Below are 10,592 nucleotides of genomic sequence, written 5' to 3'. Positions count from 1 at the left end.
ACCTGGTAATCGTAAGGGTTGCGGTTGCGAACCCGAATTCGGGCATCCAAGGTCAACTGGATCGCAAGCCGTAGTGCTAACTCATTATGGTACGGGTCAATCCGCAGAATATCCTTCGCAAGATAGCCAAACTGGTGCAGGGCTTGCTTCGCTTTGCTGCCCGCACGATTGAGAAAGTTTTTTGTCCATAGACCGGGACTGACGGTGATATACACCTCATCCGGTTTCTCAATTTTCCCCGTCACCCAATCAAACTGACCGTGGGGTTCAATCAACACATCCCACATGCGTCCAATTGGCGTACTGGCATCCACCTTACGCCGACCATACCCCTCAATCCAGACCGATTTTACGAGCAAACAGGACAGCGCGTAGGCCGTAGTGGCGATCGCATTGCGTTTGTCGGGTAAGTTCGTGCTGTGGTTCCGATCCCAGCCGAGGAGCTTAATGATATCCGTGGCGCGGAGGGTGAAGGTTGTTTTCCACGGTTCCTCTTCCTCCATGGCTCGCGCCGCAAAGATCAGTTGGAGCTTGACCGTATCAAACCCAAATTTGTTGATAATTTGCTCTGCCGCTTCCCAGGGGAGCAGGGCAATGTCGCCGGGATTAGTGATGTAGTGCTCGATGTAATTCTGGGGATTGCTTTTGCTGCGGTACTGAAAAACAGCGACACGGTTGGCATCCTCTGTCCATAGGTCGGGGCGAAGCTGGGCACGGATGCTGCTGGCGATTGGAATGGAGGTGGGCAATACCGTCACATTGGGAAAGTCGAGGTGACTTGCCGCGCGGGACGCTATGCGATGCCGCAATCCCAGCAGCTTTTCCATATCTTCGAGGGTACAACTTGGCAAGCCAAAACTGCCGACGATGCTTTGGGTAATGTCCTGGCTGTAGATGTCGCTGAGCAAATCGATGCGATCGCGAAAACTGGAGGAATAGAGGTGCTGAATGGATTGATGGATCGTGCGGTGTAGTTCTTCCGTGGGTAACGATTGGAGGGCAGGTGTACCGATGGATGCTTCCAGTTCTTCGATAATCCAAATGGTGACGTTTGCGCCTACGGCCTTGGAAAACTCGTCCCAAATGCCCGTTTCATCAAAAAATTTAGCTAAGGAGGAGCGCAGGTAGCTTTTAATTTTGTCGTGGTCGAAGACCAGTTCTAGGGTACGGGTGTTGCCAGCCGAATTCTTCTCTGTGCCTGTTTTGCGACCGTTGCCTAGCTTGAAGTGGGGCAGGCTGGTGTCGATCGCGTCTAATCCCTGGCGTTGGACAACGGCAGCCACTTTGTCCTGATAGATGCTGATGAGATGCTGAGACAGTTGCTGCGTTACCAATTCTGGCAAGGGCGACTGCTCCCGTAAAACCCGCCCCAGATGTTCAACGGCGGCGGGTGTCAGCACATCCTTAGCGAGGGTAGACCACTCCGATCCAGACTCCATAGGCGTAAACACCACATCCGCACCGCTAATGACCTGAATATCCTCTGAAAACGAGGCTTCCACCATGGAATCTGGCTCCTGTTCAGGGGCGATCGCCTCAAACACGACTAGGCAATCCGCATCTGTAGACCCAGGTTTGGAATCGTGGTTTGAGGGTCGTGGGTCAGAATCGGGGGACATGGTGTTAGGAGTTAAGACGATGGCTCGACCGCTTTCACCCGACGAATCGGCATATTCGCAATCAGGGCCGTTGTGCGCTGATCGTTCTCTAGGGCAAATTCGATCTGCTCTTGGTCAATTTCTACGTATCGCGACACGACATCGAGAATTTCTTGCCGCATTTTTTCAACGACTTCGGGTGGCAAATCGGCACGATCGTGAGCTAGGACAATCTGCAATCGCCGCTTTACGGCATCTCGGCTCGTTTCGGTCGAGCCGCGTGCAAACACCTTGTCAAGAAATTCGATGATCATGGAAAACTCTGGAAATGATGAGCAATGGGAGCACGACATCCTGACGATAGGCTAGCTTCCAGTACGATCTAGAACAGAGCCTAGAGCGCATTCAAAGCCATGAAGCTACCCATGATGGGCGATCGCTCCTAGTAGTCTTTCGGCGATCCACGGAACATCCGTCGAATCCGCGAGAACAGATCATCATGAGCCGCTTCCAAATCCAGGAAGGGGACTTTCTCCCCCTCTAGACGCTGGACAATGTTATTGAGTGCTAACCCTACCACCGAGAGCTTTTCTGATAGAACCAGGGGTTCACCTCGGTTGGTGGATATGATGACTCGCTCATCATCCGGAATAACGCCGATTAACGGAATCGCCAGGATTTCCTGCACGTCCTGAACTGACATCATCTTATCTTCCCGCACCATAATTGGCTTCAGACGATTAATAATCAGATGCAGATTTTTAACATCGTTAGCTTCCAGTAGCCCAATCACCCGATCGGCATCGCGGACGGCAGCAATTTCAGGGGTGGTCACAATCAGGGCTTCTTTAGCAGCGGCGATCGCATTTTGAAAGCCCATTTCGATCCCGGCAGGGCAATCAATCAGCACGTAGTCGTAGGTTTTCGCTAACGTTTGAACGAGTTGCGCCATCTGCTCTGGATTGATGGCTTCCTTGGTGCGGTTTTGAGCTGCGGGCAGGAGCGCTAGGTTGGGTTGCCGCTTATCCTTAACAAGAGCCTGATCTAGCCGACATTCCCCTGCTAGGACTTCAACGGCAGTGTATACGATGCGATTTTCCAGTCCCAGCAGTAGGTCGAGGTTACGAAGGCCAAAGTCCGCATCAACAACAGCAACTTTGCGACCTCGGCGCGCTAACCCCATGCCAATGTTGGCCGTTGTAGTAGTTTTCCCAACGCCCCCTTTACCGGAGGTGATGACGATAATACGACTCATGAATAGTTGCGTGAATGTGAATGGTTGAATAGCAAATACTAGGTTTGACGTTAAGTCTAACGCTCAAGGTGTCAATCGCTGATGTAGCGTTGGCATTGAAATCTCAATCTCTTCTATTTTGAATTTTCCTGGAGAATTTGACCGAGCATTCATGGATAGTTGGGGATAAATGCCCCGACGGATATCAGCAGTTTCAGGGTGAACCTACTCGCCTTGCGGTGTCTGCCCTAATCGTAACCGTAAAAATTCCATAGCATTGGCGATGCGGATGCCGTCAGACGTCACGTAGGCGACTTCAGGATAAAACTCGTCCGGCGGAGCTTCTGGAGCCCGTGCCACAACATCGGCAATCCGAATCTGAGTAGGCTCCATGCGCAGAGCCATGATTAAACAGCGCTGATTGCCGCTTGCCCCCGCCTGAGCAACGCCACGTAATGTGCCCCACACCTGCACATCGCCATCCGCGATGACAAAGCTACCCGGATTCACATCTCCCAGAATAATAATTGTTCCAGGATGACGAATTTCCATGCCCGATCGCACCGTAGTTTGGATATAGAGGGGATCTGCCAGTGCTTTGGGTGCATCGGATGTGCTTTGGTTCAGGTGCGCAACGGGGGCATGCTGTTCTACAGAATAGCCATTCGTCACAGCAGCCACAGCCGTCTGCCGCCGACTGGTGTAGACTCGCCGTAAGTTCAGCTTTGACTCTGCTAAGGCATCGGCGATCGCCTGAAGTTGGCGGGCATCCAGCAGGCGATCGCGGGCGATCAAATGCACGGACGTTTCGGGTTGCCAAAAGCGCTCACCGCCATTGAGGCGTTGCTTGATCTGCTGCCAAATCTCCGTCCAGCCAAACGAACTGCTGGATTCCCCCTCAGGAGGCAGCAGCAGCAGTAGCTTATCGCCTTCTGCCTTGAACCGCACTTGAATATCGGCCTCACCTTCAGCGATCGCCTTCGGGGGCGGGGGTGCAGCCGCAACGGGGAGCGTATCAACACTGGAGTCTTGTGACACTTCTGGTGTGGTTGGTTCAGAACTCATTTACTCAATATATAGCGTACCAGCAATGGTAGGGAACGAAAACGAGCCTAGCCTTCCTATACTACTTGGGGAACCCTGGTTAGACCCATTAACAAAACCCAAAAGTTTACCCCTCAACGCGGTTGAGGCGGTGGTAGACATCGACCAGGCCATGGCGATCGCCCACGTTTCCAGGAAAGAGCACAACGGGTAGATCGGGATAGCGCGGATGATCGGATGGCGTCCGGATCATCGAGCAACCCGGTAGAATTTGCCCTAGTAATCGTGCGGTCTTCAGCGCTAGCCCCTTACTCAGCACATCATTAGACGTGATGCCCCCTTTGCTAATCAAGAATCCTAGGTCGGGCGGCAACTGTTGCACGATGTCCATCAGTAAGTCGGAAACCGCAATGCCAAAGGCTAAACGGGTCGGAACATCGGGGAAGGTCAATTCTTCTCGACTGGTGTAGATGACAGGCGTTTTGCGATCGCCATACACCTGTTCAATCCGTTCGAGGGTGTGTTGCAGCAACGCCTCTCGCTGTTCGGTAGAGTCATCTAGCAGGTGTAGCACATTCACCTCAATACCGACAATTCCCGGAGCCTCTAGCAGCGCCGCGAGTTGCTCCGTCGTCTTGCGAACGTGGGAGCCGACTACGATGACTCCGGGCTGGCGATCGCGCGTGTAGCGTCCCATCTCTTCCGGTGGCGTCGGTTGGGGTGGCAGGGCAGCTAAAGCCGTCAGAAGACTCGCCGCACTGCGGAATAAAAATCGCTTGCCTTGGGCAGCCGCTTCCATCACATCCGCCGCAAACTGGTTCAAGTCGGCTTGCACTTCGCCATCGACCACACCGCACTGATTGTCGTGAAGCTGCATTAGACGGGGAACACTGCCCGCTCGAATATCGGCAAGCTGAAACCGCTCAACTGAACTTGCCGGAATTCGTCCTTTGGTTTTCTCTTCCACGTAAGCCGGCAGGTAGCTGTGCTGGTAGCCAAACACGGAATCCCGCGCAAATTCAGTTTCGTGTACAGGGGTGGGCACACCGTCCACCATTAAGTAGTGAATGCTATGGCGCGTCATCCGTCCCCCTTCAAAAAATGCGGGCGTGAGAAAATGGGCATCAAAGGGGCCAAGCTCGTCGGCGATCGCATCGGTTTCGATGGGATAGTGACCGCGCAGGGTCGAGTCGGAGCGGCTAACCACCAAAAACTCTTCCACACCGGACTGGGCGATCGCTGTTTTGAGATTGCGACACACCTCGCGGGTAACAGCATCGGCCTCTTCAGGTGTCATCGACCGGGTATTCGTCAAGATGAAAAAAATGGGAGACTCATCCGAGAGTCCGAGGTGTAGCGTCTCGACGTCCCAGGTCATCAGCAGCAAGCAGCCATGAACCGTTTGCGATCCCGTTGGATCATCATCCAGCACAATAATTCGGGGTTGGTTGGGCATGGGACAGAGATTTTGTGCGACTGTTCAATGGTCAATTCTCTCATTTCGGCTGCCGCATACCTAGGGGTTGCATGTCGAGTTTACAGGTTCGGTTTGGAAACGCGTAGCCGCACAAGCCCATCATCGCATCTGCTTCAGAGGCAGCAAGATCGTTAAGACCGTTGATAGCCAGTGCGGTTAAACGAGCCTAAACGAGCTTCTGTGAGCATGGGCAGGCTACGACCGCTTTGGGTAGATCCAACCTCATACCAACTATGATAGTGATAAGAAATTCTGAAGATGCGGTGCCATGCTTCCAGTGAATGTGACGATACTGACTCAGATCCAACGCTCACGTCTGTTCTAACTTCGTGAGGGCGTTGGTGTAGATACTATGAATTCACCCCAGGGAAGCGAATAGGTGCGGTAAATTGGTCTTGTGTGTTGGAGTTGTAAACCCCGCCATTACGCATGAACACGCTGATTGGTAAAACGCTACAAGATGGCAAGTATACCCTGGACACCGTTCTAGGGCAGGGTGGCTTTGGCATCACCTATCGAGCTCAGCATCGCGATCTGGGGCAGCCCGTGGTGATCAAGACGCTGAATTTTTCCGATCCCAAGCATCCGCAGTTCGCGCTGTTCGATCAGAAGTTCCGAGATGAAGTGCGGCGGTTAGCGTTGTGTGTTCATCCCAATATCGTGCGGGTACACGACTTTTTTTCAGAGAATGGGCTTCCCTATTTGGTGATGGACTATATTCCAGGGAGAACCTTGGAAAAGGTCGTATTTCCAGAGCATCCTCTCCCGGAGGCGATCGCCGTCCACTATATTCGCCAGGTTGCAGATGCGCTTCAGGTGGTTCACCGCAATGGGTTGCTCCACCGAGATGTAAAGCCCCAAAATATTATCCTGCGCGAAGATACCGATCAGGTCGTATTGATTGACTTTGGCATTGCGCGCGAGTTTGCTGAGGGTGAAACCTTAGCCCATACCAGCTTTATTTCCACGGGCTATGCACCGCTTGAACAGTACGCTCACGAAACGAAGCGCACCGCCGCCACCGACGTGTATGGTTTGGCCGCGACCCTCTACGCCCTACTAACAGCGAAGGTTCCCATGGCCTCGGTCTTGCGGAATCGCCAACCCATGCCCGCTCCTCGCGATCTACAACCCGCTCTCAGCAAAGCGGTTAACCAGGCAGTGATGCGCGGGATGGCCGTTGAAGCTCATTTTCGTCCCCAAACCGTGGATGAGTGGCTCACGCTCCTACCGAATCTGCCTCTACCGAGTCTAAAAGCTGCCGTTAATCCTCAAACTCCTGCCCATGTCGGGACAGCAGGGCGATCGACCTATCCCACGGTTGCCGTTGCCCCCCGTTCGAACACGCAAAAAACGATGAGAGAGCAAGCCTCCCCAGCAGGGCTGCTCTACGGGATTGTGTCCACAGAGGTCGCTGCTTTAGGACGACGCAATAGCGACTGGTGGGTGCTGGGTTGGGCGGCCCTGTTGGCGATTCTGACGGTTGGTGCCGTTGGGTTGATGGCGTTTTGGCTGCGCCAATCGGGGCAACCGTCCTTCTCACCTTCATTAGATAACCCAACGGTTCCCGATGCTGGCGATTTACTGCCGAGTACGAAAGATCCGACTGGAAAAGCGTCGCCTTCATCCGACGGGGATAGTGAGGCGGATCCTAGTAACGCTGACGATACACTGAACCCGGATGTCCGGCCTTCGCTCCCGCTCGATTCAGAGGTTCTTTCACCTGCGCCTTCGCTGCCCGGTTTACGCCTGCCTTCTGCTGACGATTCCTCTGATAGCGCCACCCCAACGCCTGCGGAGGCTGACCAGGATTCAGACGCGGAGCCTGAAGCTGTTCCCGATCGACGATTGCATCGGGATGATGATCAGCCCAATCCTCGTAGGTTTCCGTCGCTGAACAAAAGTAATGAGGAACCAGATTCATCCTCTACAAGTTCTTCAGATGCAGGAGCGGCTGAGGCGGTAACGGCGGTTCCTGGCTTTCCGGCAGGCACACCGAAGGCACAAAGTCGAAGCGACCCTTGGGCCTCCCACGGCTCAGTTGCACGATAACTATGTTGTATACAATCTGAGTCCTGATCCGGTACAGGTCAGCTACGTGTTTGACCAATCCACGGATGAGGTGATGAAATCCGCTGTCACGTTTCCAGAATCGACCGATTCATTGCTGCTGCGGGTTACGTTGAACGGGATGTTGGCAGGCGGTTTGCAGCGGGATGTTGAGGCGGGCTTACTCGCAGTTCAGCAAGGTCAGGTGCAGGCGTACGCCTTTTCGGAAGATCAAATCGCTGGCATTATTCGCCGGGAGCAGGGCGATCGCATTTCAATCGCCGTCTGGGATGATGCGCTGTATTATTAGCCAGCAACTATGAATTGTTGATGAATCGCTTGATTAGAATCTTCTAAACTACAGCGTGCAATCAACAGATCTTGATAGGATGCTAGGGATTTTGGCGATCGCCTCCCGTCCAAGGTGTACATCCTGTCCCCTCTCATCTTTTGTCATGCCACACCCCATCCTCTATGTCGCCGTTACGAATCACGGTTTTGGTCATGCCACGCGCACGGCGTCGGTGGTGGCCGAGCTTCAGCGCCTTTGTCCTGACATTACCGTTATTTTCACCACCACGGCTCCCCGCTGGTTGCTAGATACCTACCTGTCAGACTCCTACATTCATCGTCCTCGCAGTTTTGATGTCGGGGTAATCCAGCAGGATAGTCTGATCATGGACAAACCCGCCACCCTGGAAAAGTTGCAGCATATTCGTCAGCACGCCGCCGCCACCATCGCCTCAGAAGCCACCTTTTTGAAGCAAAATCGGGTATCCCTTGTGCTGGCCGATATTCCGCCTCTGGCAACGGCGATCGCCCACGCGGCGGATGTGCCCTGCTGGATGATGAGCAACTTTGGCTGGGACTATATCTACCGCGATTGGGGCGGCGAGTTTGTAGAGATAGCGGATTGGGTCGGCAGTCTGTTTCAGCAGTGCGATCGCCTGTTTCGCCTTCCCTTCCATGAACCCATGTCGGCGTTCCCGAATATCACCGACGTGGGGCTAACCGGTGGCAACCCCAAATATTCAGCAGCGGAACTGCGCGATCGCTTAAATCTTACTAAGCCCGTTGAGCAAACGATCCTGCTTACCTTTGGTGGTCTGGGCATTGAAAAAATTCCCTACGAAAGACTCACGCAGTTTCCAGATTGGCAGTTTATGACGCTTGATGCCAACGCCCCTGCCTTACCCAATTTGAGATGTGTTGATGGGAAAGATTATCGTCCAGTGGATCTCATGCCCGTCTGCGGGCGGGTCGTCTCGAAGCCGGGATATAGCACCTTTGCCGAAGCCTGCCGCTTAGAGATCCCCGTTTGCACAGTTACGCGCCGAGATTTTCCCGAAGCCGCTGTCCTACTGGCCGCTTTAGAAAATTATGCCTATCATCAGATCATAGAGCCTGCGGATTTATTGCAGGGAGATTGGGCATTTTTGCGATCGCCCGTTCAGCCCCCCAAAACCGATGTACGGTTTGAACGAAACGGTGCAACGGCGATCGCCCAAGCCGTGATCCAATACCTGCTGCCGTAGTGCTTCCCTGCTAATCGCTCACAATCCTCTCCACACTACCGTCGGGGACGCTTGCCATGACCCTTGTGCCCCAATCTTTGGATGATTCCGACACCCACGCCCAGTCGCCTGTGGTACTTTCTCCCGTTGATGCGCCCAGTGTACGGGAACCTTTGGGGTTGCTAATGGGCGATCGCTCGCCCCTACATCCAGAACCGCTACCCGTGGCGATCGCCTTCGATACAGCGCCCACCCTGAGCGAAGCCCCATCCGTAAAACCTGAAGCTGTTGCCAGCTCCGAGCAGACCTACTCCGCTACCATCGATCTGGCCGCCCGCGATGTACGGATGGTGCTAGAGGAGCAGCGAGAACAAAGTCAAATTCTGATTACCAAGCTAAATATTCTCTTCGTCGCGAACGGAGCCTTACTCACGAGCCTCACCATTTCCCATCTGATGGCGGTGCTCAGTCCCTTCAGCTTTGCGGAAGCGCTGGGCTTTATGGTGAGTTTTACTCTGCTGGTGCGGGCCTATCTGCCTCGCCAAGTCGCGGTGAGTCCGAATTTGGAAGATCGCAAAGTTCTGGAGCGCTACCTAGCACTCTCACCAGAGCAGTATCAGCTACAGATGCTGGTCAATTTGTCGGAGACGTATAATGCGAACAAACAGCGCCTAGACGACATTTCTCAAACCCTAATCTATGCCGCCTATGCCACCCTGTGCATCGCTGTTACCGTTCTTCTGCACATGCTTGTTGCTTATCCCGGTTGGTCTGCTACGGCTTAATACCTACCCTTGAGGGATTCCCAGTATGAACTCTAACGATATGGAAAGCCCATCGCCCGAAAAGCGGGTGCAGCTTCCAGACCCAGATGTAGATAACATTACGGTCCTCACGCGAGAACTGCCCAACGCGCCGATTCTGCCCTGGCATCACTACGATTCTCCGTGGCTAGAATCTGAGGAGGCCGACGGATCTGCCCCTGAGTTCTCTACTGACGGGGAAGGGCTAGAGGACGCCCAAGATCTTGGAGCAGAATCGCAGGCGGACGAAACGACGGGAGCAGATGAGGCGATCGCCCCATCGACCCCGTCTAATCTGGAACCAGACTCAGAGGCAGGGATTGGATCAGCAGTTCTCAGAACCGATCCCCCAGAGTCAGAATCCATCCTGTTGGAAACGCCAGAGGTTACTGTCCAAACCGTGCCTCCCTCCATTCCCGTCCCGCTCTACATTCTCCAAGAGGATCCCGACCCCGTTATTGAATCCCCGCTGTTGCCAGCTCTGGACGTTGAAGAACCCAATCTCGAATCAGCAGATTCACCTGATCGGGGACTTCATCATGGGGACAGTGGCCTGCCTGAAGAAAATGTTCGGTGAGGTTGGCGTAGTGCTGCCGAAACTGGGCACTGCGGGCACGGGTATTCATCCAGGGATCGCCTTCTCCCCAAATCAGCATCAGCGGACAGGACAGACGCGCCAAGAGTTGATCCACAGTCTCGCCTTTGGGAGATTTGAATACGGACGCAAACACCTTCGCCGCACCGGGATCGCAAGACGGGCGATAGATATCCTCCACCAGTTCATCGGTCACCGCCGATTGATCCAGGTAAACCTTTTTCAACGTTTTCCGAATCATCGAGCGGCGACGGGTGTACTGAAATAATAGAAAACTG

Annotated in this window: 10 protein-coding genes; 4 read left to right on the top strand and 6 right to left on the bottom strand. The window is 53.9% G+C overall.

Annotated features, from left to right (window positions below; all coding sequences use genetic code 11):
* From IGR76_17900 to IGR76_17880, 5 genes are all read right to left on the bottom strand, one after another.
* Positions 1-1,619, bottom strand: a 1,619-nt coding sequence (locus tag IGR76_17900; protein MBF2080330.1) for a hypothetical protein, incomplete at its 3' end; no start/stop codon positions are given.
* 11 nt (positions 1,620-1,630) lie between these two features.
* Positions 1,631-1,912 carry a cell division topological specificity factor MinE gene (gene minE / locus IGR76_17895; GenBank protein MBF2080329.1) on the bottom strand — a complete coding sequence of 94 codons (282 nt, stop codon included), beginning with the start codon at positions 1,910-1,912 and terminating at the stop codon, positions 1,631-1,633.
* Positions 1,913-2,040: 128 nt separating this feature from the next.
* Entirely contained in the window at positions 2,041-2,853 is an 813-nt protein-coding gene (gene minD, locus IGR76_17890) for a septum site-determining protein MinD (GenBank protein ID MBF2080328.1), read from the bottom strand.
* Between the two features lie 204 nt (positions 2,854-3,057).
* On the bottom strand, positions 3,058-3,897 hold the full coding sequence (gene minC / locus IGR76_17885) for a septum site-determining protein MinC (protein MBF2080327.1): 840 nt from the start codon (positions 3,895-3,897) through the stop codon (positions 3,058-3,060).
* 106 nt (positions 3,898-4,003) lie between these two features.
* A complete protein-coding gene (locus IGR76_17880) occupies positions 4,004-5,332 on the bottom strand; it encodes a four-carbon acid sugar kinase family protein (protein MBF2080326.1) in 1,329 nt (442 codons plus the stop codon).
* A 450-nt stretch (positions 5,333-5,782) separates the two neighbouring features.
* Here IGR76_17880 and IGR76_17875 point away from each other — a divergent pair, with 450 nt between their 5' ends.
* The 4 genes from IGR76_17875 (at position 5,783) to IGR76_17860 (ending at position 9,701) form a co-directional block, all read left to right on the top strand.
* Positions 5,783-7,405 (top strand): protein kinase, encoded by a 1,623-nt coding sequence (locus tag IGR76_17875; GenBank protein ID MBF2080325.1) that lies wholly within the window; start codon positions 5,783-5,785, stop codon positions 7,403-7,405.
* Complete coding sequence (locus IGR76_17870) at positions 7,395-7,712, top strand: hypothetical protein (GenBank protein ID MBF2080324.1); 318 nt, start codon at positions 7,395-7,397, stop codon at positions 7,710-7,712. Before IGR76_17875 ends, IGR76_17870 begins: the two co-directional genes overlap by 11 nt.
* A gap of 145 nt (positions 7,713-7,857) precedes the next feature.
* On the top strand, positions 7,858-8,937 hold the full coding sequence (locus tag IGR76_17865) for a glycosyl transferase (GenBank protein MBF2080323.1): 1,080 nt from the start codon (positions 7,858-7,860) through the stop codon (positions 8,935-8,937).
* Between the two features lie 326 nt (positions 8,938-9,263).
* Positions 9,264-9,701 carry a hypothetical protein gene (locus IGR76_17860; protein ID MBF2080322.1) on the top strand — a complete coding sequence of 146 codons (438 nt, stop codon included), beginning with the start codon at positions 9,264-9,266 and terminating at the stop codon, positions 9,699-9,701.
* A gap of 473 nt (positions 9,702-10,174) precedes the next feature.
* On the opposite strand, the gene IGR76_17855 is transcribed toward IGR76_17860, so the two are convergent.
* On the bottom strand, positions 10,175-10,592 hold a 418-nt coding region (locus tag IGR76_17855), incomplete at its 5' end, for an alpha/beta hydrolase (GenBank protein MBF2080321.1).

The organism is Synechococcales cyanobacterium T60_A2020_003 (assembly GCA_015272205.1).
Classification (GTDB): Bacteria; Cyanobacteriota; Cyanobacteriia; order RECH01; family RECH01; genus JACYMB01.
This window is presented reverse-complemented; position numbering and strand designations above follow the sequence as displayed.

Bases quoted from the DNA above. Each gene is read 5' to 3' on its own strand.
- minC (MBF2080327.1), bottom strand. From the start codon at position 3,897: ATGAGTTCTGAACCAACCACACCAGAAGTGTCACAAGACTCCAGTGTT.
- IGR76_17880 (MBF2080326.1), bottom strand. From the start codon at position 5,332: ATGCCCAACCAACCCCGAATTATTGTGCTGGATGATGATCCAACGGGA.
- IGR76_17865 (MBF2080323.1), top strand. From the start codon at position 7,858: ATGCCACACCCCATCCTCTATGTCGCCGTTACGAATCACGGTTTTGGT.
- IGR76_17875 (MBF2080325.1), top strand. From the start codon at position 5,783: ATGAACACGCTGATTGGTAAAACGCTACAAGATGGCAAGTATACCCTG.
- IGR76_17860 (MBF2080322.1), top strand. From the start codon at position 9,264: ATGGTGCTAGAGGAGCAGCGAGAACAAAGTCAAATTCTGATTACCAAG.
- minD (MBF2080328.1), bottom strand. From the start codon at position 2,853: ATGAGTCGTATTATCGTCATCACCTCCGGTAAAGGGGGCGTTGGGAAA.
- minE (MBF2080329.1), bottom strand. From the start codon at position 1,912: ATGATCATCGAATTTCTTGACAAGGTGTTTGCACGCGGCTCGACCGAA.